16 protein-coding genes are annotated in these 24,705 nt (G+C 62.7%); 9 read left to right on the forward strand and 7 right to left on the reverse strand.

What is annotated here, in order from left to right; translation table 11 throughout:
• From EA346_RS07850 to EA346_RS07880, 7 genes are all read left to right on the forward strand, one after another.
• Complete coding sequence (locus tag EA346_RS07850; RefSeq protein WP_296757329.1) at window positions 1-1,965, forward strand: 4-alpha-glucanotransferase; 1,965 nt, start codon at window positions 1-3, stop codon at window positions 1,963-1,965.
• A 120-nt stretch (window positions 1,966-2,085) separates the two neighbouring features.
• Window positions 2,086-4,743, forward strand: a complete 2,658-nt coding sequence (locus tag EA346_RS07855) for an AMP-binding protein (RefSeq protein WP_296757297.1) — start codon at window positions 2,086-2,088, stop codon at window positions 4,741-4,743.
• Window positions 4,744-4,830: 87 nt separating this feature from the next.
• A complete protein-coding gene (gene ppsA / locus EA346_RS07860; RefSeq protein ID WP_296757298.1) occupies window positions 4,831-7,257 on the forward strand; it encodes a phosphoenolpyruvate synthase in 2,427 nt (808 codons plus the stop codon).
• Window positions 7,258-7,358: 101 nt separating this feature from the next.
• Window positions 7,359-9,305, forward strand: coding sequence for an ATP-dependent zinc metalloprotease FtsH (ftsH, locus tag EA346_RS07865; RefSeq protein ID WP_296757300.1), 1,947 nt, complete (start codon window positions 7,359-7,361; stop codon window positions 9,303-9,305).
• A 117-nt stretch (window positions 9,306-9,422) separates the two neighbouring features.
• The gene (locus EA346_RS07870; protein WP_296757301.1) at window positions 9,423-9,938 is read left to right on the forward strand and encodes a type 1 glutamine amidotransferase domain-containing protein; all 516 of its coding nucleotides are present in this window, start codon (window positions 9,423-9,425) and stop codon (window positions 9,936-9,938) included.
• Between the two features lie 7 nt (window positions 9,939-9,945).
• Window positions 9,946-10,449 (forward strand): GNAT family N-acetyltransferase, encoded by a 504-nt coding sequence (locus EA346_RS07875; RefSeq protein WP_296757303.1) that lies wholly within the window; start codon window positions 9,946-9,948, stop codon window positions 10,447-10,449.
• Window positions 10,450-10,777: 328 nt separating this feature from the next.
• Window positions 10,778-11,065, forward strand: a complete 288-nt coding sequence (locus EA346_RS07880; protein WP_296757304.1) for a hypothetical protein — start codon at window positions 10,778-10,780, stop codon at window positions 11,063-11,065.
• Window positions 11,066-11,206: 141 nt separating this feature from the next.
• Here the strand turns inward: EA346_RS07880 and treZ are convergent, their stop codons facing one another.
• From treZ to glgX, 3 genes are read right to left on the reverse strand one after another with little or no spacing between them, the layout of a single operon-like run.
• Complete coding sequence (treZ, locus tag EA346_RS07885; protein ID WP_296757306.1) at window positions 11,207-12,946, reverse strand: malto-oligosyltrehalose trehalohydrolase; 1,740 nt, start codon at window positions 12,944-12,946, stop codon at window positions 11,207-11,209.
• On the reverse strand, window positions 12,943-15,600 hold the full coding sequence (gene treY, locus EA346_RS07890; protein WP_296757307.1) for a malto-oligosyltrehalose synthase: 2,658 nt from the start codon (window positions 15,598-15,600) through the stop codon (window positions 12,943-12,945). The genes treZ and treY overlap by 4 nt, the downstream gene beginning before the upstream one ends.
• Window positions 15,590-17,731 (reverse strand): glycogen debranching protein GlgX, encoded by a 2,142-nt coding sequence (gene glgX, locus EA346_RS07895; RefSeq protein ID WP_296757309.1) that lies wholly within the window; start codon window positions 17,729-17,731, stop codon window positions 15,590-15,592. Before glgX ends, treY begins: the two co-directional genes overlap by 11 nt.
• Window positions 17,732-18,179: 448 nt before the next feature.
• On the opposite strand from glgX, the gene EA346_RS07900 reads away from it, so the two are divergent.
• Both EA346_RS07900 and EA346_RS07905 read left to right on the forward strand, forming a co-directional pair.
• Window positions 18,180-19,505, forward strand: coding sequence for an ATP-grasp domain-containing protein (locus EA346_RS07900; RefSeq protein ID WP_296757310.1), 1,326 nt, complete (start codon window positions 18,180-18,182; stop codon window positions 19,503-19,505).
• A gap of 68 nt (window positions 19,506-19,573) precedes the next feature.
• Window positions 19,574-21,109: an L-lactate permease gene (locus EA346_RS07905; RefSeq protein WP_296757312.1), complete on the forward strand. Its 1,536-nt coding sequence runs from the start codon at window positions 19,574-19,576 to the stop codon at window positions 21,107-21,109.
• A gap of 312 nt (window positions 21,110-21,421) precedes the next feature.
• Here EA346_RS07905 and EA346_RS07910 read toward each other — a convergent pair whose 3' ends face one another.
• From EA346_RS07910 to EA346_RS07925, 4 genes are all read right to left on the reverse strand, one after another.
• A complete protein-coding gene (locus EA346_RS07910) occupies window positions 21,422-22,435 on the reverse strand; it encodes a hydroxyacid dehydrogenase (RefSeq protein WP_296757314.1) in 1,014 nt (337 codons plus the stop codon).
• A gap of 82 nt (window positions 22,436-22,517) precedes the next feature.
• Window positions 22,518-22,721, reverse strand: a complete 204-nt coding sequence (locus EA346_RS07915) for a cold-shock protein (protein ID WP_296757316.1) — start codon at window positions 22,719-22,721, stop codon at window positions 22,518-22,520.
• Between the two features lie 469 nt (window positions 22,722-23,190).
• Entirely contained in the window at window positions 23,191-23,934 is a 744-nt protein-coding gene (gpmA, locus tag EA346_RS07920; RefSeq protein WP_296757317.1) for a 2,3-diphosphoglycerate-dependent phosphoglycerate mutase, read from the reverse strand.
• 183 nt (window positions 23,935-24,117) lie between these two features.
• On the reverse strand, window positions 24,118-24,600 hold the full coding sequence (locus EA346_RS07925) for a DUF302 domain-containing protein (RefSeq protein ID WP_296757318.1): 483 nt from the start codon (window positions 24,598-24,600) through the stop codon (window positions 24,118-24,120).
• Window positions 24,601-24,705 lie beyond the last annotated feature (105 nt).

The following is a 24,705-nucleotide window of genomic DNA, read 5'->3' on the forward strand; positions in this document are numbered from 1 at the left end:
ATGACCCAGAACATCGCCTCCAACCCCTTGCCTGATCCCGCGATCACGGAGGGGCTGCGCTTGCTCGGGAAACGGCGCTTGGCACTGGCCATCCATGACCGCTGCTTTCCGGGGCTGTCAGCCGAGGATGTCGGGCGGGGCTCGCCTTACAGTCGTGGCGCCAGGCAATTCGTCGCCTTTGTACGCAGCCTGGGTTTCGACACGATCCAGCTGGGGCCCATGGGGCAGACGCCCCGCGATGACCCTTCTCCCTACAACGGAACAGTGTTTTCCCGAAACGTCCTGAACCTCGATCTGGCAAGCCTGACGGGGGAAGGCGGCTCCAGTGATGTTTCCGGCGGCTTGCTGCATGCGGACACCCTCGAACGTCTGGTCGGGGAATGCCCGTGTGACGACGGCGCCCGCAGCGTGCATGGCTACGCTTTCGATGCCTGTCACATGGCCCTGGACGCGATCCATCAAAATTTCAAGGCGGCCCGCGCCCGAGGCGATCCCGGCGCCCTGAAACTCGATGCGGAGCTGGACCATTTCGCCGGACGCAATGGAGACTGGCTCGCACCCGACGCGCTGTACCACGCGCTGTCGGGGCATCATGGAGAACGGCATCACCGGCATTGGCCGGTAACCGATGCCGTCTGCCCCGATGCTGCACTGTACCGGCACATCGGCCAGCGACCGGATCCATGCACCTCGCGCCGGAGCGCGCTTTTCGATACATATCGCGATGAACTCGAACGCTATCGGCTGGGACAGTTCCTCGTCCACCGCCAGCACGCGGCGTTCCACGCCGAGACGAAGGGTCTGGGTTTGCGCCTTTACGGCGATCTCCAGGTGGGGCTCTCGGCATGCGATGAATGGAGCCGTGGCGGTATGCACCTGTCGGGTTACCGCATGGGTGCGCCACCCAGCCGCACCAATCGCGACGGACAACCCTGGGGCTACGGGGTGTATGACCCGGACCAGTGCCTCGATGGTGACGGTGCGCCGGGGCCGGTGCTGCGTTTCATGCTCGCGCGGATCGAAAAGATGTTGGGAGAGTTCGATGGGCTGCGCATCGATCACCCTCATGGTCTCGTGTGCCCGTGGGTATACCGTGGCGACGACCCCGACCCCAGTCATGCGGTGCAGCATGGTGCGCGGCTGTTCTCGTCGCCGCATCTCGCCGACCATCCGGACCTTGGTCGTTTTGCCATCGCCGGGGTGGAGCAGCTGAACCAGGCCGTTCCCCGCTATGCGGACGAATGGGTGCGGTGGCTGCGACCGGATCAGGTCGGGCGCTACGCCCTGCTGCTGGACACGGTCGTGAGCGTGGTGCGGGAGCATGGGGGATCGAGCGAAGATATTCCCTGCGAGGTGTTGAGCACATTGCCTTATCCCGTGGCGAGTGCCATCAGGCGCCAGGGTCTGGGACGGTTTCGGGTGACGCAGAAGGCGGATCTCTTCAACCGTGATGACGTCTACCGCAGTGAGAACGCCGAGGCCCGGGACTGGATCATGGTGGGCACGCACGACACGCCCCCGATCTGGCACCTGGCCCGCGAGTGGGTGGAGGAGGGTGAGCGGGCCCGGCAGGAGGCGGACTATCTTGCCGCGCGACTCGTCCCCGCCGGGGAACGTGAGGCATTCGCGCGCGAGTTGGCCGGGAATCGCAACAAACTGGTGCATGCCAAATTGGCGGATGTGTTCGCGAGTCCCGCAGAGCAGGTCATGGTGTTCTTCGCCGATCTCCTGGGTCAGGAACAGACATACAACCGGGCCGGCTTCGTCGATCTGGAAAACTGGACCCTGCGCGTGCCCCGCGACTATGCCACTTCGTTTCCGCGCGCGGTGGCGCGGGGCGACGCCCTGAACCTGCATTGCGTGCTGGCGCTGGCGTTGCGCGCGCGAGGCGATGATTTCGCGCGGCTCCACGGCGATCTGATCGGGCGTCTGCGCGAACAATCGGGGTGGTGGTGTGGTGAGTGAAATGCGTCGTTTGCGACGCGCCTCCAGCGGTCGTGTGCGTCGACCGGCCTGGGGGGCGGGATCAGGTGATGCAGGGAAAGTCCATACTTAGGTAGTTACTTCTTCCGGAGGCGCCACGCTATGAGTGCTGAAACCATCGAAGAACTCCTTTCTTCCCGGTCCGTATCGGAGGATCAGGCGGCTGTCGTGACGATGAGCCGCGACGACCTCGACACCACTTCGCGAGCGGATCTCCTCGCGCGTGCCGGACGCTTGACGGCTGGTCTGCAGGATGCCGGTCTGGAGAAGGGGGATCGGGTCTTGATTCTCGCGCCCAACAGCGCGGACTGGGTGGCATCGGCGCTGGGCGTGATGAATGCCGGCGCTGTAGTTGTGCCCCTGGATACCCAGATGCCGGGTGAGGATCTGGAACATGCCCTGTCGGATTCCGAGCCGCGATTCGTCTTCACGACCTCCTCGCTGAAGGATCGTCTTCCTGATGACCTGGACGACGTGCGGGTTTATCTGTTCGATGCCGAGTCGGATGCCTCGGACAGTTGGGTCGGCCTGCTTGCGGACGAACCGGCGTCGGCCGTGGCCGAGAAGGATGACGTGGCCGCGATCTTCTACACCTCCGGCACGACGGGGCCGCCCAAGGGGGTGCCGTTGACGCACAAGAACCTGAGCAGCAATGTGGAGGCTCTGTGCGCCCAGGAACTCGCGGACGACAGCGACCGGGTCCTGGTTCCCCTGCCGTTTCATCACGTCTACCCCTTCACTGTGGGCATCCTGATCCCGCTGACGCTGGGAGCCCCGATCATTGTGCCCTTCTCGCTGGTGGGCCCGCAGATCGTCCGGGGCCTTCGCGAAGGCGAGGCCACGGTGATGCTGGGCGTACCACGCCTCTATGAGGCTGTATGGAACGCACTGGAGGATCGCGTCGCCGGGCGAGGCCGGATCGCGGCGCTGCTGTTTCGGCAGACGCTGGGGGTCTCCAGGCTTGCGCGCCGGCGTCTCGGCCTGCGTCTGGGTCGGCGCCTGTTTGCCAGTCTGCATCGCCGTCTCGCACCGCGCCTGCGACTGGTCGTCGCTGGCGGTGCGGCGCTGGATCCCGAGCTGGGACGCAAGCTGCAGGCGCTGGGCTGGGAAGTGGCCACCGGCTACGGGCTCAGCGAAACCTCTCCGATTCTGACCTACAACCCGCCCGATCGCTTGCGGCTGGAGGCCGCGGGTCTGGCCCTGCCCGGCGTGGAACTCGCCATCGACGACTCCGATTCCTCCGATGGACGTGGAGAAGTAATGGCCCGGGGTCCGAACGTTTTCGCCGGTTACCTGAATCTGCCGGATAAGACCAAAGAGGTCCTCGACGAGGACGGCTGGTTCCGTACCGGGGACACGGGTGAGCTGGACGACGATGGCTATCTGCATCTGCACGGTCGCGAGTCGTCGATGATCCTTCTTTCCGGAGGCGAGAACGTCGATCCGGAACGCGTCGAGGATGCGTTGAAGGCCCTCGACGAACTGCGGGAGGTCGGGGTCCTCGCGCATGACGATCGTCTTGCAGCCGTCGTCGTCCCGGAGTCGAAGCTGTTGCGCGAGGTGACCGGTGAAGACCTCGAGAAGCGGGTGAAAAATGCGGTGAAGGAGGCCGCGAAGAAACTGCCCAGCCACCATCGGCCGGGGACCGTCCGTATTGCGCTGGATCCGCTGCCGCGCACGCGCCTGGGCAAGCTGCGCCGGCACAAACTGGAGGAGCTGTTCGAAAAACTGGGGGAAAGCGACGCCGTTTCCGAGGCGAAACCCGAACCCGTGTCGCCGGAATCCATGGCGCCCGAGGACCAGCAGCTGTTATCGGACCCCGGCGCGGAGCGTACCTGGAAGTACCTGGCGGAGCGTTTTCACGACCTGCGTCTCACCCCGGACAGCAGCCTGGCGGAGGAGCTGGGAATCGATTCGCTCAGTTGGGTGGATCTGACGCTGGCACTGCAGGACCGTGCCGGCATCGACCTCGACGACTCGGCGATCGAGCGGGTCGAGACCGTGCGCGATCTGCTACAGGAGGCGGCCGGCGCCTCCGAGGCCAAGGAGGGGCGCGGCGAACTGAAGGAACAGCTCAAGGAACCCGAATCACTGCTCGACGATGAACAGAAGCAGGATCTGGAGCCGCCTGGACCGGTACGCCGGATCCTGGGTCGGATCGTGCTGGGGCCGGCCCGGCTCGTGGGCCGGTTGCTGTTGCGCGTGGAGGTTCAGGGGCAGTTTCCGGACGACGGGCCGTATCTGATCGCACCGCGCCATCTGAGCTTCGTCGATCCCTTGGCGCTCCTGCCCGCCCTGAGTAGAAGGCAGCTCGAATCGCTTTACTGGGCCGGCCTCGAGGCCTACCTGTTTTCCAACCGCCTCACCCGTGCATTCAGCCGCACGGCCCGCATCCTGCCAATCGATCCGGGTTCTGCACCACGACGAAGCCTGGCCATTGCGGCGGCCTGCCTCGAACGCGGCCACAGTCTGATCTGGTTTCCCGAGGGTGAGCGTTCCCCGGACGGCAAGCTTCAGCGCCTGCGGCCCGGCATCGGGCTGGTCCTGGCGGCGCAGCCGGTGCCCGTGATTCCGGTGTGGATCGACGGCACATGGGAAGTGATGCCGCCGGGACAACGCTTCCCGCGCCCCGGGAAGGTGCGGTTGATCATTGGTGATCCGATTTCCCCCGATTCCTACGGGACGGATGAGCGGGAGATCGTCGAGACCCTGCAATCCAGGCTGGAGGACCTGGACAAGGCGTCGAAGTCAGACGACTGAGGATTCGACAAACCGTAAACATCTGGGCGTCCGCGCCGCTTCTGGTGCGATCGCTGCCCATCGGAGAACGACAGGAGGACCTGCACAATGAGCAAGGAACCGTTGACTCTGAGACTCTCGGAACTGACCAATGCGGACACTGCCATGGTCGGCGGGAAGAACGCCAGTCTGGGCGAGATGATCGCCACACTGGAGACGCGTGGCATCCGGGTGCCGGGTGGTTTTGCCACCACGGCGGCGGCCTACTGGCGCTTCATCGACGACAACGACCTGCGCGACCGCATCGAAAGCGCCATGGGCGAACTGAAATCCGACCAGTCCAATCTGAAGACCGTCGGTGCCAAGGTCCGGCGGATGATCGAGGGGGGGCGCTGGCCGGAGGATCTCGCGCACGCGATCGTCGAAGCCTACGACGAGATGCGCCGTGAAACGGGAATGAAGGACCTGGACGTAGCGGTGCGTTCCTCGGCCACGGCGGAGGATCTGCCCACGGCCAGTTTCGCGGGCCAGCTCGAGACGTTTCTCAACATCCGCGGGCACGATGCATTGCTCGACGCCTGCCGCAAATGCTACGCGTCGCTGTTCACGAACCGCGCCATCGCCTACCGTGAGCGACAGGGCTTCGATCATCTGCAGGTGGCCCTGTCGGTTGGCGTTCAGCGGATGGTGCGTTCCGACAAGGCCGGATCCGGGGTGATGTTCTCGCTGGACACGGAAACCGGATATCCGGACGTCGTGCTGATCAATGCCGCCTGGGGACTGGGCGAGACGGTCGTCCAGGGCAGTGTCGATCCCGACGAGTACCACGTTTTCAAGCCACTACTGTCACAGGCGCAGCCGGACGGTCCGTTGCTCCCGATCATCGAGAAGCGCCGCGGGGGCAAGGACATCAAGATGGTCTATGCGAAGAAGAAAGGCGACGAAGGTACCGCGCGCACCGTTGAAACCTCGAAAAAGGAACAAGCCGCCTTCGTGCTCTCCGACGAGGAAATCCTCACGCTGGGTCGTTGGGGTGCGATCATCGAGGCGCATTACGGCAAACCCATGGACATCGAATGGGCGAAGGATGGCGACAGCGGTGAACTGTTCATCGTCCAGGCGCGTCCCGAGACCGTGCATTCCCAGAAGGCGAACGAGCCATTCCGGTCCTGGAAGCTGCTGTCCAAGGGCAGGAAGCTGGTCGAGGGAACGGCCATTGGGGATGCCGTGGCCACCGGGATCGTGCGGGTGCTGGAAAGCCCCGAGGAGAGCGACAAGCTGAAGGAAGGCGACGTGCTGGTCACCGGCATGACCGATCCCGACTGGGTGCCCGTGATGAAAAAGGCCGCCGCCATTGTGACCGATCACGGTGGACGTACCAGTCACGCGGCGATCGTGTCCCGTGAATTGGGCGTGACGGCAGTGGTCGGAGTCGGCAATGCCAGCGCGGAGTTGAAGGACGGTCAGGAGGTGACGGTGTCCTGTGCGGAGGGGCAGCGGGGCTTTGTCTACGAAGGCGAGGCCGAGGTCGAGGTCAGCGAGACCGATCCCGACGAGATCGAGGACACGCAGACCGACATCATGATCAATCTCGCCAACCCCGGGGCGGCGTACCGCTGGTGGAGGCTGCCTGCCAAGGGGATCGGTCTGGCCCGAATCGAGTTCATCATCGGCAATGACATCAAGGTGCATCCGCTGGCCCTGATGCATCCGGACCGTGTCGACGACGATGCGGCGAAGAAGGAGATTGACGACCTCACCCAGGGCTACAAGGACGGAGCGGAGTTCTTCGTCGATCGAATGGCGCGAGGGATCGCGCGGTTGGCGGCGGCGCAGTGGCCAGAGCCAGCGATCGTCCGGCTGTCCGACTTCAAGACCAACGAGTATGCCGGGTTGATCGGGGGCCGGGGTTTCGAGCCCGAGGAGGCCAATCCAATGCTCGGTTGGCGCGGTGCCAGCCGTTATGTCGACGGTCCCTACGCCGAGGCCTTTGCGCTGGAGTGCGCCGCGCTGCGTCGTGCACGGGAAGAAATCGGGCTGGAGAACATCCGCGTGATGATTCCGTTCTGCCGGACCGTTGACGAGGCCGATCGCGTCCTGGCTACGATGGCCGAGCATGGGTTGGTCCGGGGCAAGGCAGGGCTTGAGATCTACATGATGGTGGAGATCCCGTCGAACGTGATCCTCGCTCGCGATTTCGGCGCGCGGGTCGATGGCTTTTCCATCGGCACCAACGATCTGACGCAACTCGTACTGGGCGTCGATCGGGACAACGATCTTCTTTCATCGCAGTTCGACGCGCGCGATCCTGCGGTCAAGGCGTCGATCGCGGAGCTGCTGGAAAAGGCCCGCGATGTCGGCGTGAAGACCGGCCTGTGCGGTCAGGCCCCCAGCGATTACCCGGAGTTCGCGGGCTTTCTGGTCGAGCACCGGATCGACAGCATTTCCGTCAGTCCCGACAGTTTCATCGCCGTGAAGCGGATCGTTGCCCAGGCCGAGCGCGAGCGGGATCTCGCGGATGCGAGTGCCCCCTGATCACGGCTTTGCATGCAATGCCGGCGCAGGATCCGTTGCGGCATGGGGCTGTCAGTACAGGGATCACGTTGGCAACACGACGAGGAGGTAGAGTCACCACGATGAAACAGGGACGCAAGCGCGACGCAGGCAAGGATTCGAGGAAGAAGCCGGGACGCGACTGGAGCAGTGGCACCGGCGACTCGAGAGGTGCGCCTGACGGCGTCTGGGAGAAGTGGCTGATCTTCGTCTGGCTGTCGCTCGCCCTTCTGTTCGCGTTTCATTTGATGGAGCAGTGGGAGGAACAGCCCCAGCACACGGTTTTGACCTACAGCGAATTTCTGCAGGCGCTCGAGGAGGGTCATGTCCGCGAGGTGGTCCTGCGGGGACAGGATGTCAGGGGCAACCTGACGGAAGCCGGCCGCGAAGCTCTGGACGTCGAGGAGCCTGGGTCATTCGAGACGGTCCGCCCGGAGCTGGCCGGCGAGTCCCTGTTGCAGAAGCTTCAGGAGTCTGAGGTGGATATCGCCGCGGAACCGGCCGAGCTGCCCTGGTGGCAACAGATGCTGATCCGTGCCTTGCCCTTTCTGCTGCTGCTGGGTCTGCTGGTGTGGTTCTGGTATCGCATGCAGCAGCGCACGATGGCCGGGGGCGGCGGCGCATTCGGTTTCGGCAAATCGACCGCCAAGCGGATTCGCAGCGAAGACAGCGACACGCGCATGGATGACGTCGCCGGCGTCGAGAATGCGAAGAAGGAAATCATGGAAACGGTGGAATTCCTGAAGGACCCCGATCGCTTTCGGGAACTTGGTGCGCGAATCCCCCGCGGTATCCTGATGATGGGACCGCCCGGCACCGGCAAGACGCTTCTCGCACGAGCGGTGGCGGGTGAAGCAGGTGTGCCGTTCTTCAGCATCAGCGGTTCGGAATTCATCGAGATGTTCGTCGGCATGGGGGCCTCCCGCGTTCGTGACATGTTCAAGCGTGCCAAGGAGGAGGCGCCCTCGGTGGTCTTCATCGATGAGCTCGACGCGGTCGGTCGCTCCCGCGGCGCCGGCATGGGGGGTGGCCACGACGAGCGGGAGCAGACGCTGAACCAGATCCTGTCCGAGATGGATGGTTTCGAGGGCGAGGAATCAGTGGTGGTGCTGGCCGCGACCAACCGGCCCGACGTGCTGGACAAGGCGTTGCTCCGGCCTGGGCGGTTCGACCGCAAGATCACCCTGGAGAACCCCCATCGCGAGGCTCGGCGGGCCATCCTGAAAGTGCACACCAAGTCGATGCCGCTGGCGGATGACGTCGATCTCGACCGCATCGCCGCCGGGACCATCGGGTTCTCCGGTGCCGATCTGCGCAACCTGGCCAACGAGGCGGCGCTGTTTGCCGGGCGCCGTGGATTGGAACGGGTGGACGGGGCCTGCTTTTCCGATGCCCGCGACCGAATCATGCTGGGCGAGACGCGGGAACAGGGGCTTTCGGACCAGGATCGTCACATCGTCGCCTACCACGAGGCAGGGCATGCGCTGCTGGCCTATTTGTTGCCCAATGCCGATGCGCTAGAGAAGGTGACCGTGGTTCCCCGGGGGCGCGCCCTCGGCGTGACGGCCCAGGTGCCTGAAGAGGAGCGGTACAACTTCAGCGAGGCCTATCTGCGCGACAAGATTGCGGTGATGTTCGGCGGCCGGCTGGCGGAATCGATCATCTTCAACGAGGTGAGCAGCGGCGCGGAGAACGATCTCCGGCAGGCGACCCGCCTGGCGCGAAAAATGGTCGCGCACTGGGGCATGAGTGAACGGATTGGGCCGGTTTCCTTTCCCCAGAGTGAGCAGCAGGTCTTCCTCGGTCGGGAACTGGGCCAGGAGCGGGAACACAGTGAGACCACTGCGACCGCCATCGACGAAGAGATCAGGGCGCTGCTCGGTGCGATCGAACGCGGTGCGCGAGAGACACTGGAGGAAAACCGCGATGCGCTGGAGACGCTCGCGGAGGCATTGGAGGAGCGTGAAACGCTCGAAGTCGAGGAAATTCGGGAGATCCTGAAAGGAAAGGTTCGGCAAGAAAAGGCCTGATCTCCGCAAGCCCCCTGGACAGGGTGGTCGGCCGAATGCTTTCCCGTTGAACTCTCTGCCATCGCGAGTGGGCCATGAATCGGGCCCTTGTGAAATCCAACCCTTGGAGACTATGCCATGAGCCTTGATGACAAACACGTCGCCATCCTGGTTGAGGACGATTACCAGGAGCTTGAACTGCATTACCCGCGCCTGCGGTTGCTGGAGGCCGGGGTGCGCGTCTCCGTGCTGGGCGCTGGCAAGCCCGGATACGCCAGTGCAAAGGGTTACACGGTGACGGCGGACGCAAGCGCCGATGACGTCGACCCCGCTGTTTTCGACGCGGTGATCATCCCGGGCGGAATGGCACCTGACAAGATGCGAAGGCACCGCGCGATGGTCGATCTGGTGCGGGCGATCCATGAGCAGGGCAAGCCGGTGGCATGGATCTGTCACGGTGGGTGGATGGCGGTGTCGGCCGGTATCCTGCGCGGAAAGCGGGCGACGTCCTTTCACTCGATCCGCGATGACATGGTCAATGCGGGGGCCGAGTGGTGTGACGAGGAGGTTGTGCGCGACGGCAATCTGATCAGCAGCCGCACCCCCGACGATCTGCCCGCCTTTTCCCGTACGTTCCTCGAGGCGTTGGGCTGATCCGGTCATGACGACGATCCGGTATGCGAACAGTGGGGACGCGGCCGCGATTGCGGCCATATGGAATCCGCAGATCCTCGACACCGCGTTCACCTTCGATCACCGGGTCTACTCGGTGGATGACATCGCAGCCATGATCGTGCAGCGTCAGGCTGCCGGCCATGTCTGGTTTGTCGTGGAGCACGGGGGACAAGTTTCGGGCTTTGCCAGTTTTGCGCCGTTCCGTCAGGGCGATGGTTATGGCCGGACGATGGAGCACACCATCTTTCTGGATCCGGAGGCTGGAGGTGATGGCCTGGGTGAAACCCTGATGCAGGCCATCGAGCACGAGGCGCGGGCGCGGGGCGTGCATTCCCTGATCGCCTGTGTGACGGGCGAGAACGGCGTCGCCCTGAAGTTCCACCGGAATCTCGGGTTTGCGACGGTCGGCATGATTCCGCAGGCTGGTTGCAAGTTCGGTCGCTGGATCGATCTGGTGATCCTGCAGAAAATGCTTCCTGATTCGAAATGATGCGCTCCGATCAGCAGCCCGAGTGCAGGCCGCCCGTGGTCGGATTCGTGTTGTTTGAAGGGGCGCGGATGGATGTGGGAGGCCAGCCCCTGGCCGATGGGTTTTCCGGCCCCAGATCGGCGAGAGGGCTCGCCTCCTACGGGCAATCAGGAACACGAAAGGCTTTGAAGATTTCGGTGTCGGCCTCTATACATAAGGGAATCGAGGCCGATCCACAGCACTGGGTTTGGCCTGGTGGCCTGTGTGGATCGGCTCGGACAGGTTCATGCCAAATCGGTCGTCGCAGCTGCGGCGGTCCGGTTTCCCCCTCGACAAAAAGGAGATGACGATGAGCGATCGCGATGCATATGTGAAAAAGATGCAGGCAAAAATCGAAGAGTGGAACGCGGATCTTGCCAAGCTGGAGGCACAGTCCAAGGAGGCCGAAGCCGACATGCGGGTGAAATACGACAAGCAGATCGAAGAACTGCGTGAGCAGCGCAATGAGGCCGAGGAACGGCTTCGGGAGATGCAGGAAGCGAGTGGAGACTCCTGGAAGCGGTTGCGTGACGGGATGGAATCGGCATGGGATGACATGACGAAGGCATTTCGGGACGCTGCGGATCGTTTCAGATGATCCGATGATGCGGCGGGCGGATTCACCCTAGACGACGGGGTGGTCCGCGCCGCCGTGTGATCCCGGTTGTCAGAACTTCCACTTGAATATAGAAAGAATCGCCAAGTCTTTTATATATATAAAGTATACCCTGTCAAGGGGCTACCGGCCGACACCCAGGACGGCGACCGATTCACCGGGAAGCACGAGGGTGTCGCCCTGCCAGTCGATGCCGGGGCCGGACCGCAACAGCAGCTGCTGCCCGCGGGCCTCAGGACACTCCACCGATTGCGGCTCGGGGTGAAGGTTGCAGGCGATCGTCACTTCAGGGCGCACCAGGATCAGCCAGCGACGCTGTTCGTCAAACCGGACGTTAACCTCCTGCAGGCGGTCGTCGGCGAAGGCGGGGTCGCTGCGGCGCAACCCGATGAGTGCTCGGTGCCAATCCAGGATTTCCGCATGCGGTCCCTGCAAGCATTCATCCCAGTCGAGCCGGGAGCGTTCGTAGGTTTCCCGCGACTGGGGGTCGGGAATGCTCTCGGGATCCCAGCCGAAGGCCGCGAATTCCTCCCGACGGCCTTCGCGCACGGCAGCCGCCAGTTCCGGGTCGTGGTGATCGGTGAAGTACAGGAACGGGCTCCTCGCGCCCCATTCCTCGCCCTGAAACAACATGGGTACGAACGGAGACGTCAGGACCAGCGCCGCGCCGACCTTGAGTAACCCTGGGGAGAGGAGGTGGCTGCTGCGCTCGCCAGTGGCGCGATTGCCGATCTGGTCGTGATTCTGCAGGCAGCCGACGAAGCGTCGGCCCGTCAATCCGTTCGCCGGACGGCCATGGGTACGCCGCCGGTAGCGGGAGTAGATTCCGCCGTATGCGAATCCGCGCATCAGGACCCGCGCGAGCGGTTCCAGTTGGCCGAAGTCTGCGTAGTAGCCATCGGCTTCCCCGGTCAGGGCGGCATGCAGGGCGTGATGGAAGTCCTCGTTCCACTGCGCATCCAGGCCGTAGCCGCCGACCTCGACCGGGCGTACCAGCCGCGGATCGTTCAGGTCACTCTCGGCGATCAGCACCAGGGGGCGCCCGGTACCAGCTTCGAGCCTTCGCACCTCGTCGGACAGGGCCTCGAGGAAATGTATCGCCGAGGTGTCGACGATGGCGTGGACCGCATCGATGCGGAGCCCGTCGATATGATAGTCCCGCAGCCACATCAGGGCATTGTCGATGAAAAAACGACGAACCTCGTCGCTGTAAGCACGGTCCAGGTTGACCGCGTCGCCCCAGGGCGTGCTATAGGCGTCGGTGAAGTAGGGGCCGAAACGGGCGAGATAGTTGCCGTCGGGGCCGAGGTGGTTGTAGACCACGTCGAGCAGCACGGCCAACCCGCGGCGATGGCAGGCATCGACGAGTCGCTTCAGCGCATCCGGCCCGCCGTAGGCGTGGTGGGGTGCGAACAGATCGACGCCATCGTAACCCCAGCCCTGCTCCCCGGGAAATTCCTGTACCGGCATCAGTTCCAGGTGCGTGATGCCCAGCTTGACCAGGTGGTCCAGCCTGTCGATCACCGCGTCGAAGCTGCCCTCGGCAGTGAAGGTGCCGACGTGAATTTCGATGATCACGGCCGCGGAAAGGGGCGGCGCTCGCCAACCCGCATCGCTCCATTCGAAGGTGTCGTGTTCCACCCAGCGCGAGGGTCCGTGTACACCCAAGGGTTGCCATGGCGAGCGCGGATCCGGGAAGGGCCCCTCTCCGTCGACATGGAACGCGTAGTCCACTCCATGCGCCAGGGCACCGGATTCGGCCGTCCACCAGTCGTCCTCCCGGCGCAGCATCGGCGTTTGGGACCCGGCACATTCGAGCACGACTTTCTCAGCGCTTGGTGCCCAGACCTTCAACAGGGTCACGGTTTCTCCTCCACTCTTTCCAGCAGCGCCACGGGAAACGGCGCAAGGATCTCGGCGACCGATTGGTCCCCACCCTCGAGCAAAGCGCCGGAGAGGCGGTTGTTCCATCGCCCCGGCGGTAGCGGCAGCACGGTATCCTTCCAGTCGTCGTCCAGCCCCAGGACCAGCCGGGGTACCAGGACCAGCACGTCGCCACCGCGCAGGTAGGCAACCGCATGTGCGGCTTTTTCCCCTCGGGGCGCGATCGGCTCGTAGGCGCCTTCGGGACCGAATGCCTCCCGTCGCTTGCGGCGCAGCGCCAGCGCCTCGCGGAGGACCCATAACTTCGGAAGTCCCTCGTCCGCGCGCGCCAGGATCTGCGCGGGCGAGGGCGTGTCGAGTGCCGAGAGCAGGAGGCGCCGCCGTTCGAAATCCACCGGCCTGCGATTGTCCGGATCCACGAGACTCAGATCCCAGAGCTCCATTCCCTGGTAGATGTCGGGAACACCAGGGGCAGTGCACTTGATCAGCGTCTGTGCGAGGCTGTTGACGCGGCCGGCGGAGACCAGCGGCGCCACAAAGGTTTCCATCTTCTCCCTGAATTCCGCATCGCTCAGCAGGCGGCTCGCGAACTCCTGTACCGCCCGTTCGTAGTCGGGGTTCTGTTGCGTCCAGCTGGTGTGGTGCTTGGCCTCGCGCACCGCCTTTTCCAGGTAAGCGGTCACGCGCTCGGTCTCGATGGGCCAGGTGCCCATCAGCGTCTGATACAGCAGGTATTCGGTCGCGGGATCGGGCCAGTCGCCCGAGCGATGGCGAGCATTGTGGTGAATCCAGTCCCGCACCGCCCGGCCCCAGAGCTGGGGAATCTCCGACAGCAGCAGCAGCCGTGCCCGTACGTCTTCGCTGCGCTTGGTGTCGTGCGTGGAGCTCGCGAGCATGGCCGTGGGATGCCGGCGACAGGAGTGCAGGCATGCCTGGTGAAAGTCGTCCACGGACATCCCGAATCGTTCGGGATCGCCTCCGACCTCGTTCAGCGCCGCCAGGCGATGAAACCGGTAAAACGCGGTGTCCTCCACGCCCTTGGCCATGGCCGGGCCTGTCAGCTGCTGAAAGCGCAGCGCGAATTCCGTCTCCAGGCCACCTTCCACACGCAGTAACAGGAGTGCCTGAAGGAAGTCCAGCAACTCGTCATCCAATTGCGACGATTGGCTCCGGGCCTGATCGATGGCCGTGGAGACATAGCCCGCGTCTGCTTCGGTAACGTCGCTGCCACTCGCCACGTAGGTCCGGTACACGGGGAAGCAAGTCGCGACCTCGAGGAGTGCCTGGTAGAGCTGTTCGCGCGAGTAGTCGCGGTGCCGACGGTGCCTTTCGCAGATCGTGACGAACAGCGAGGCCAGCCGTTGCAGTTCGCTGCCCAGCAGTTCGCGAAGGACCTGGTGCTTGCTCTCGAGAACCAAGGCATGAAAATCCGCCGAATCACCCGAGATCTCTTCGTAAAGCCAGGTCAACGGCAACTCGCCCGATGGGTCGACGAAGAGTCCCTGCAAGCGGTTCAGAAAGTCATAACCCGTACTGCCCGCAATGGACCAGTCCTCCCGCAGTTGCTCGCCCGTTTCGAGGATCTTCTCCGCAACGATCCAGGCACCGGGGCAGGCCTCGCGCAGACGACGGAAATACTGGGCCGGGTCGCGTAGCCCATCGGGGTGATCGACGCGAAGGCCCTGTACCGTTCCGTCCCGGACCCAGCGGATCGGCAGGGCGTGGATGGCCTCGAAAACCTCGCGCCGTTCCACACGTAATCCCGCCAGGTCATTGATATCGAAAAACCTTCGATAGCCGAGATCCTGGGCAGCGGTCTTCCACCAGGCGAGCCGGTAGTTCTGCCTGTCGATCAATGCATCCAGGGCATCGGCGTCGCCGTTGATCCAACCCAATTCGCTCTCGACCGCGGCACGGGCCTCGGCGTCCTTCCGGAACGATTCATCCAGGAGCCGGTGGATCACCTGCTGATCGCGTTGGCGTCTTTCCATCAAGTCAAGTGCGGTGACCTGGGGGCGTGGCAGGCGTGCGCAGGACTCCGCCAGGAAGCCGAGCAGTTCCAGACCGCTGCGGCGGTAAACGCGCTGCAGAAGGGTGCTGAGTGAGGAAGGGTCGATGGGGAAACGGTGTTCGTGATAGTGAAGAGTGAACAGGCCCTCGTTAAAACGGAGTTGCAGATCGCCCGCTTCAAGCACCCGGCCGTAGTGGTCGCCCAGCACCGGCAGCAGGACCTTGTTCGGCCAGCGTTCCTCCGACGATTCCCAGTCCACGTCGAAGTAGAGCGCATAACGGCTGGAGGGACCGTTCTCGAGGACGTCCCACCACCAGGGATTCTGATCTCCGGCGATGGCCATATGATTGGGCACGATGTCCAGCACCTGACCCATCCCGGCGTTGTCCAGCGCGGCGGAGAGTCGCTGGCGTGCCTCTTCTCCACCCAGTTCCCGGTTCACGCGGGAGGGATCGACCACATCGTAGCCATGGGTGCTGCCGTGCGCCGCTTGCAGGAACGGGGAGAGGTAGACGTGACTGATGCCGAGTTGCGCGAGATAGGGGACGACGTCGGATGCGTCGTCCAGCGTGAAGCCGGGGTGGAGTTGCAGCCGGTAGGTGGCCAGCGGTTCAGCAGGCACAGCGGAGCACCACGATGGAACGGGGCTGGACGCGTAGGGTGCTGCCAGCCTGCATTTTCTCCTCGTCATCGACCCAACCGGAATTCGTATCGAGTTCCTGGATCCACTGCTCCGCCCACTCGGCGCCGGGAAGCGCGAAGTCGAGCGCTTCGTGATGAGCGTTGAAGATGAGATAGAAGCCGTCGTCGAGTACGCGCTCGCCCTCGGGATCGGGAGTGGTGATCGAGCGCCCGTTGATGAAGACCCCTAGCGACTGGGCAGAGCCCTCGCCCCAGTGTTCTTCCGCCATCTGTACGCCATCGGGAGTGAACCAGGCGATGTCCTTGATATCATCCCCATGGATCGCGCGGCCCTGGAACCAGCGCCGGCGCCGAAACACCGGATGGTCCAGGCGCAATCGGATCAGGCGGCGCGTGAATGCCAGGAGATCTTCGTCCACGTTTTCCCAGTCGTACCAGGAGATCTCGTTATCCTGGCAGTAGACGTTGTTGTTGCCCTCCTGGGTGCGGCCGATTTCGTCTCCTCCGAGCAGCATGGGGACGCCCTGGGACAGCACCAGCGTGACCAGGAAATTGCGCTGCTGGCGCTGCCGCAGCGCGTTGATCTCCGGGTCGTCCGTCGGCCCCTCGGCGCCGCAGTTCCAGGAACGGTTGTGGCTCTCGCCGTCCCGATTGTCCTCACCGTTGGCCTCGTTGTGCTTCTCGTTGTAGGAGACGAGGTCGCGCAGGGTGAACCCGTCATGCGCGGTGACGAAGTTGATGCTCGCGTGCGGCCAGCGTCCGGACAATTCGTACAGATCGGAACTGCCGGTGAGCCGGTAGGCGAATTCCCCGAGGGTCTGGTCCTCGCCGCGCCAGAAATCGCGGACGGTATCGCGGTACTTGCCGTTCCACTCCGACCACAGGGGCGGAAAGTTGCCGACCTGGTAGCCGCCTTCTCCGAGGTCCCAGGGTTCCGCGATCAGCTTCACCTGGCTGATGACCGGGTCCTGCTGGATGATGTCGAAGAACGCCGAGAGCCGGTCGACCTCGTGGAGTTCGCGGGCCAGCGTGGACGCCAGATCGAAGCGAAAACCGTCGACATGCATCTCCAGCACCCAATAGCGCAGCGAGTCCATGATCAGTTGCAGCACGTGCGGGTGCCGCATGTTCAGGCTGTTGCCGGTCCCCGTGTAGTCCATGTAGTGGCGGGGATTCTCGTTGACCAAACGATAGTACGCTGCATTGTCGATTCCCTTCAGGCTCAGCATGGGGCCCAGGTGGTTGCCCTCGCTGGTGTGGTTGTAGACGACGTCCAGGATCACCTCGAGTCCGGCCCGATGCAGGGCCTTGACCATGGTCTTGAATTCCCGCACCTGGCCGCCATCCGACCCGTCGGCCGCGTATTCGTTGTGAGGGGCGAGGTAGGCGATGCTGCTGTATCCCCAGTAGTTGCGCAGGCCGCGTTCTTCGAGAAACGCGTAGTGGATGAACTGGTGGACCGGCATCAGTTCGACCGCGGTGATGCCGAGATCGGTCAGGTATTCGATCATGGCCGGATGCGCGAGGCCGGCGTAGGTGCCGCGCAGCTCCTCCGGAATTGCCGGGTGCTGGACGGTCAGCCCCTTCACATGGGTCTCGTAAATGATCGTCTCGTGCCAGGGGGTATGCGGATGCCGGTCGTGTTCCCAGTCGAATTCAGGATCAATGACCACCGACTTTGGAACGAACGGAGCACTGTCTGCGTCGTTGAAGGAGTCCTCCGGATCATCGAAATGATGCGGGAATACCGCTTCGTCCCATTCAACGGCGCCGTCCACCGCCTTTGCATAGGGATCGAGCAGAAGCTTCGCCGGGTTGCAGCGGTGGCCCTGCTCGGGATCCCACGGGCCGTGCACACGGTACCCGTACCGCTGACCCACACCGACGCCGGGCAGGTAGCCGTGCCAGCAAAGAGCAGTGACCTCGGTGAGGTCGTGAGATGCGGTCTGCCTGCCCTTGGCGTCGAAGAGACAGAGTTCCACCCGTTCCGCCACCTCGGAGAACAGTGAGAAGTTGGTGCCCTTGCCATCGAAGCTGGCACCGAGGGGGTAGGGCTCTCCGGGCAATACGGCTGGGCTGTCGGGCGGACGGGTCGTGGATTTCCGTGACACGCGGCCTCCTTGTGCCCGGTCGTGTATTCCGGGCGCGCTCAAGATGGTAAAAGCCGGCGGTTCGCGGTTCGGTGTCGCCTCCCCGCGGTAACCGCCCGGAACCAGAATACGCCTTGGGCCCATGGATTGGGAGTAGAGGCGGAAATGACCTGTCTCCCCATGGAGCGGCATCGGTGGTCGGTTGGCCTCAAGCCCATCGAACTCGCATTCCTGGACAATCAGAGCTTCAATGCTCCACTCCGGGGTGTAGTCTTACCTATTTACAAAAATAGAAATCCAGATTTCATCCCCGGATTGTTGGGTCGTTTCACGACGCAGTTCGAACATACTATAATTGAGGGAAACAATTCTGCGCAGGTCTGCCCAGCATGTGCGGCATTTTGGTGCGCGTCACGGTGCAGGCCGCAAATCACGGTTACGATACAATGTAACGAAAGCAGGAGTCGATGTGTCACAAAACGTTTTTATTGTCGGCGCTGATCCCTTCAACATGCAGAAGATGAGAAGTGTCGAGATTGATGCCGATTATCAACTCCACGAGCTGCTCAGCTTTGGGGAAGTAAAAGGAAAAGGCTTCTACCCGGTCGAGCAATGCCTTGAGAAGGCGCGGGAACGTCTTCAGGCCTTCGACGGATCGATCGATGCCATCCTCGGGTATTGGGATTTTCCGGTCACCGCGATGATTCCGATTCTCTGCCGGGAATACGGGCTTCCGTCCCCTTCGCTCGAGAGCGTCCTGCGCTGCGAGCACAAATACTGGAGCCGTATCGAGCAGCGCAAGGTCATCCCTGACATGACCCCGCGCTTCGGTGCGGTGGATCCGTTCGACGATGCATCGGTCAACGGCATCGACATCCCATTCCCCTTCTGGATCAAGCCGGTGAAGGGGACGGACTCGCTACTCGCCTTCAAGGTGCGGAACCGGCGTGAACTGGACCACAGCATCGGCAGGATTCGGGAACGGATCGACCGGATCGGAAGACCTTTTGACCAGATCCTCTCCCATGCCGACCTTCCGGAAGAGATTGCCGGCATCGGTGGTCACCATTGCATCATCGAGGAATCGGTTGGCGGTCGCCAGTGCACGATCGAGGGATATGTCTTCGACGGCGAACCGAGGCACCACGGGATCATCGATTCGATCAACTATCCCAAGCGCTCGTCCTTTCTTCGCTACCAGTATCCGTCGTTTCTTCCGAAACGGGTGAAGGAGAGGATTCGCGAAGCGACCGACACGCTCCTTCCTCATCTCGGGTACGACAACGCAACGTACAACGTGGAGTATTTTTACCAGCCGAAGACCGAGAAGCTCATGTTGCTGGAGATCAACCCACGCCTGTCGCAATCGCACAGCGACATGTTCGAAAAGGTGGATGGGGCCTCCAATTTTCAGATCATGCTCGAACTTGCGCTGGGAAGAGAGCCCGACTTTCCGTTGCGGCGTGGTCGCTTCGGGTGCGCCGCGAAGTTTCACGTCCGGGTGTTCGAGGATGGAGTCGTCACCCGTGTTCCCAACTTCGCCGATCTCCAGCAGATCCAGGAAGAGTTTCCGGAGACGCTGATCGAACTCAAGGTCGAACAGGGGACGCGTCTGTCCGAGATGCTCGAGCAGGACAGCTACAGCTACGACATCGCCCATGTCCATACGGGCGCCCGGGACCAAAAGGCGCTGCTGGAGCAATACAACCGTATCCTGCAGGCGTTGCACTTCGAGTTCGGGCCCGTTCCCGACGAATCGCTGGAGGCACCGGAGGTGGAGGAAATCACATCCTGAACCACGGCAAGCCTGCCGGCACGACCGGTCCACTGTATGTCCTCAGCCAAGCCTTGCGGGATCGCTGAGTGACATATTTCTGGATCACGCTGGTGCCTTTCGTCGCACTGTTCGGGCTGCTGGTGCCCCTGCGGCGGCCGGCCTACGAGGCGGCGCCGCTTGCGTATATCAGCACACTGGTGATTGCGCTGGTGGTGTGGCAGGTGTCGGGCGAGGTCGTCGCCGCGAGCCTGCTCGAGGCCCTGGTGGTCTTCGTGGAAGTCATGTTGATCGTGGCCCTGGCGTTGCTGGTCCTGAACGTCACCATCGAGACGGGGCAAATGGACGCGATCAAATCGCTGATCGGGGCGATCTCCCGGGACCAGCGTGTCCTGGCCATGCTTCTGGGGTGGGGGCTGGTCGGCTTCATCGAGGGTATCGCCGGGTTTGGGACTCCGGCGGTACTGGCAGCACCTTTGCTCGTGTATTTCGGAATGAAGCCGCTCAAGGCCGTCGCTGTTGCGTTGATCGGCAACAGCACGGCAGTTCCCTTTGGTGCAGCGGGAACGCCGGTGATCATCGGGCTTGCGGGCCTGGGCCTGGAAGAAGACGCGGTGGCCGAGGCTGTCCTGATCGCTGCGGCGCTTCACGCGGTGTTTGCTTTGTTCATCACCGCGTTCATGATCTATGTCGTCACTCTGGACCACGAGAAGGGCCGTTTCCGGGAATTCCTGCCGTTCGCCATGTTCTCGGCTCTCGCTTTCGGGATCCCATACCTTCTGGTGGCCTGGTTGGTCGGACCGGAATTGCCGGCGATCGTGGGGGGAGCGTCCGCGATTGTGGTCATCGCCTATGCCGCCCATCACGGATTCCTGCTCCCGGATTCCGCGCGCGCTGAAGCGAGGGAACGCAAGCCGATGAGCCGGGTCATGTACGCGTTCGTACCGTTCGCGGTGATGGCCGTTGCGCTGATTCTGTCCCGGACTGTGATGCCGTTACGGGAGATGCTGCAATCGGTCAGCCTCTCGCTGGACGACTTCCGGGGGGTGGAACTGAGTCAAAGCCTCACACCCTTGTACACGCCGTATTTCTATTTCGGCCTCGCGTTGATAACCGCTCTGCTTCTGTTTCAGGTCAGTCGTCAGACCCTGGGCAAGGCCGTGGCGTCGACGTGGCAGAAGCTCCGGGTCGCCGCGGTCGTGCTTTTGTTCATCATTGCGATGACCCAGCTTCTGCTGCTGTCTGGAAACAACGCCGCTGAACTGCCATCGATCCCGGAAGTGCTGGGGCAAGGGCTCGCAGGGATATTCAACGACACCTTCGTGCTCGTCAGCGCCTTCATCGGGGCCCTGGGTTCGTTCATGACCGGGAGCGCAACGGTTTCCAACCTCCTGTTTGGCGGATTGCAACTGGATACGGCAACCGCGCTATCGATGGCGGTACCGTCGATTCTGGCCCTGCAACTCGTTGGCGCCGGAGTCGGCAACATGATCTCGTTGCAGAACATCGCCATGGCGGCAGGAGCGGCAGGGCTTGAGGCACGTGAGGGTCAGGTCATTCGAGAAACCATCATCCCGATGCTCGTGGTCTGTCTCGCGGCCGGGTTGCTGCTCCTGTTCTGGTAGGCAACGAAGTGGATGTCCTTCCCCTACACAGCAGATCCCCACAGCGGCGGCAAGCCGCCGCACTCCATAGACGCTTCCGCTTCCATCATTCCTGACTTTCCTGGAAAAAACACTGCGCCCATAACAGCGCAGGCGAGCTGCACGATAATCCGCCGGGGGCCGGATGCCCGCGGCCGTAGAAGGCCATTCCCTGGTCGATGGGATTTTCCGGCGCCGGATCGGCGAGAGGGCTCGCGTCCTATCGGGGAAGGCTAAGGCGGAGAGTGCATTCTGTACGACGGAACGGCCTGCGCAGCTTGCGTGACGATCCGGTCATTCCTTCGGGCTGACAACGCGGTTCTGTGCCTCTCCTTCGATGAAGGACACGATGTTTTCGCGGGTGGTCTGCAGAATGCGTTCCACCGCTTCCTTGGTGTTGAATGCCGTATGCGGGGTTACGATCACATTCCCCACCCGTAGCAGAATGTGATCGGCCAGGATCGATTCCATTTTATGGGATTTGCGGTGATAGGAATGCAGCAGTTCTGCTTCCTCCCTCACAATCGGCTCCTCGTCCAGAACGTCGAGGCCGGCGGCACGCAGCGTCCCGTCTGCCAGCGCCCTCAGCATTGCGCGGGTATCGACAATATTGCCGCGCGCGGTGTTGATGAGGACCGACCCGTGCTTCATCTTCGCGAACTCCTCGGCCCCAATCAGGTTTTCCGTCTTTTCAGACCCTGGTACGTGCAGCGAAACGACGTCCGAGTTCGCGAGCAACTCCGCGAGCTCGACATACCGGAAGCCGATTTCGTCGGCGAGTTCGTCCCGCGGCTCGACGTCGTACGCCAGGACCTTCATGCCGAATCCTTTCGCAATTCTCGCCGTGTGCTGCCCGATGTCGCCGGTGCCGACCACGCCGAGGGTTCGCCCGGCCAGATCGAAACCGACAAGGCCCTGCTGCGAGAAATCTCCCCGGCGCGTTCGGTCCACTGCCTCGATCAGCTTGTGGCTGATCGCCAGAAGAAGCGCGAAGACGTGTTCGGCCACCGTGTGGGTGCCGTAATCGGGAACACTGGCGACCGCGATTCCGTGTTCCCGGCAGTAATCGGCATCGATGTGATCCACGCCGGTCGAACGCGTCGTGATCAGCTTGAGTTGGGAAAACTGTTGCAGAACTTCTGCATCGAGAGACGAGTAAATGAACACCGATGCGATATCAAGATCTGCATACTCCTTTGCGATTTCGGCATCGAGTTCCCGCTCGTCGAAGACCAGTTCGTGTTCCTGCGAGAGGTTCTCGAACGCCTCGCGCTCCCATGACTCAATCTCGAATACACCGATCTTCATGCTGTCCCCAGGGTGGACCCGGCGTCTGCGCGGATATACCTGGCCCGGTCAGGCCGGGCCGTCCGTGTGAACGTGGTCTCCCTCACTGGGGGACGACATTCGCAGCGCTCGGGCCCTTCGGGCTCTGCTGGACCTCGAACGAAACTGTCTGACCCTCGGTCAGGGACTTGAAGCCTGATCCCTGTATTGCGCTGTGATGGACGAAAACGTCCTTCTCACCGCCAACTGGGGTGATGAACCCAAACCCCTTCTCGTTACTGAACCATTTCACTGTGCCCGTCGTCATTTTTTCGAATCTCCTTCAGTTGGACCGTATGACAGCACGTATCCACACATCCATTCTGGCGGTGTCGCGCTAGGAAAAGAATTCACGAACAACCCGACCGGGGGCAAGGGGTGTCATTACCCATCCTGATGATCACGGAAGCTCCGCAGAGCATCCCTTCGCGCGCAAGGCGCGCTCTTAACGGGTCTTTGCCGTTGTAGGAGCGCGCCTTGCGCGTGAAGATTTTGGCGGTTTCGCTGCGGTCAATGCGATTATCCTTGCCTGAGAAGGATTCGTGATCATCAGGTTGCTTATGTGGTCTCTTTGGCCGGCGTATTTGTACCCATGAGCCAAATAACCGGCGCTCGTTTTTGGAGAAGGAATCGTCCGGATGGGCCATAGAAGATCGAGGGCGCGGTCCTGGTCCGCTTCATCCCGAGCCGGTTCCACCCGCTTGAATCGGTCCTGACCGCACTGGCAAACGGATCAATCAGCGTCGCATTCTTTCGGCGATTTCGCGCGGAAGCTCCACACCGTCCGGGACTTCGCCGAGGTAGCGGCTCGACCGCGGCCGCAAGTCTCCGTCGAGATCGTAGACGAGCGGGACGCCCACCGGGATCTCCACGTGAGGGATGACCTCGTCCGGGATGTCATCCAGAAGCTTGACCATGCCGCGGATCGAATTGCCGTGTGCCGAAACCAGCGGGGTGCGGCCCTTTTTCAGGGCCTGCATCACGGGGCCTTCCCAGGCTGGTTTCATCCGCGACACGGTGTCCTGGAGACTCTCTCCGCGCGGCAGTTGTTTCCGGGGCACTTCCTCATACCGAGGATCCTTGCCGGGAAAACGTGGGTCTTCGGGATCGAGCAGCGGTGGCCGGACGTCCCAGGAGCGGCGCCAGGCGTGGACCTGCTCCTTGCCTGCGAGATCCGCCATCTCCTGTTTGTCGAACCCTTGCAGCGCGCCGTAGTGGCGTTCATTCAGGCGCCAGTCGCGAACCACCGGCAGCCAGGCATGATGCATCTCGTCCAGCACGATCCACAGGGTTCGGATGGCCCGGATCTGCACGGACGTGAAGCAAAGGTCTGGCGTCAGAGCCTCCGACGCCAGCGCAGCGGCGGCATCAGCAGCCTGTTGTCGGCCGGTGTCGGTCAGATCCACGTCAGTCCAGCCGGTGAACCGATTGGAGCGATTCCATGAACTTTCCCCGTGGCGGAGAAGGATCAGCTGCGGCATGGTGTTTCCCTCCTGTGCGATGTCACCCAGGAATACCGGCATCGCGGGCGTGTCCGGCCGTCCTGAAAGTGCGCCCGAAGGCGGCGTCGATCGCAGACGAGAATAACTTCACGCGCACTGCGGCGCGAGACCGGTGCCCGTGACAGACCGGTGCCCGTAGAGCGGAACGTCTAGCAGCCTGTCCTAGTCGCCGAGCACGGCGGCAAGGACCTCCTCCACCTCCTCCGTTGCTGCGGGCATGACTTCAGCAACCGTGCCGCCAAACATCTCTGCCATCATGCGGGTATTCATACGCGAAACGATCACGCGATCGTCCTCCGTCTCATAGACCGATATCCGGCAGGGCATCATGGAAGTGACGACCTTGGCGCGGTCATCTGCCAGGATTTCGGCTGCGTGATGGGGCTGGCAGAGTTCGATGACAGCGACTCGCTGCACGTCGTACCCCTCAGCCCTCACAGGCTCGTGCAGCATATGCACATTGGGCACTGCCCAGCCCTTCTCTTCCGCATGGCTCTCGATCAACTCGATCGTCTCATCGAAGCTGTGACGACTCTCGTCCTCGATGACCATCAGCTCGGGGGCGCCCGTGAAGGTGACGACCGACATGACGATGACGCCCAGGATGAAGCCGCCCACGGCGGCGAGTGAAAGTTTTCCAGTCATGCTTGGAGTCTCCTTGGGTCATGTTCGTGCATGGATGGGTGCTGGTGGGTTGTGCAACGGGCCTGGTCGGTGATGTCGGGAAAGCCCCTGAGCCACTTCGGCCGT

It is taken from the genome of Thioalkalivibrio sp. (assembly GCF_007692535.1).
GTDB lineage: Bacteria > Pseudomonadota > Gammaproteobacteria > Ectothiorhodospirales > Ectothiorhodospiraceae > Thioalkalivibrio.

Bases quoted from the DNA above. Each gene is read 5' to 3' on its own strand.
- EA346_RS07855 (WP_296757297.1), top strand. From the start codon at position 2,086: ATGAGTGCTGAAACCATCGAAGAACTCCTTTCTTCCCGGTCCGTATCG.
- EA346_RS07880 (WP_296757304.1), top strand. From the start codon at position 10,778: ATGAGCGATCGCGATGCATATGTGAAAAAGATGCAGGCAAAAATCGAA.
- gpmA (WP_296757317.1), bottom strand. From the start codon at position 23,934: ATGCCGCAGCTGATCCTTCTCCGCCACGGGGAAAGTTCATGGAATCGC.
- EA346_RS07875 (WP_296757303.1), top strand. From the start codon at position 9,946: ATGACGACGATCCGGTATGCGAACAGTGGGGACGCGGCCGCGATTGCG.
- EA346_RS07850 (WP_296757329.1), top strand. From the start codon at position 1: ATGACCCAGAACATCGCCTCCAACCCCTTGCCTGATCCCGCGATCACG.
- EA346_RS07925 (WP_296757318.1), bottom strand. From the start codon at position 24,600: ATGACTGGAAAACTTTCACTCGCCGCCGTGGGCGGCTTCATCCTGGGC.
- ppsA (WP_296757298.1), top strand. From the start codon at position 4,831: ATGAGCAAGGAACCGTTGACTCTGAGACTCTCGGAACTGACCAATGCG.
- EA346_RS07910 (WP_296757314.1), bottom strand. From the start codon at position 22,435: ATGAAGATCGGTGTATTCGAGATTGAGTCATGGGAGCGCGAGGCGTTC.
- EA346_RS07870 (WP_296757301.1), top strand. From the start codon at position 9,423: ATGAGCCTTGATGACAAACACGTCGCCATCCTGGTTGAGGACGATTAC.
- ftsH (WP_296757300.1), top strand. From the start codon at position 7,359: ATGAAACAGGGACGCAAGCGCGACGCAGGCAAGGATTCGAGGAAGAAG.
- EA346_RS07915 (WP_296757316.1), bottom strand. From the start codon at position 22,721: ATGACGACGGGCACAGTGAAATGGTTCAGTAACGAGAAGGGGTTTGGG.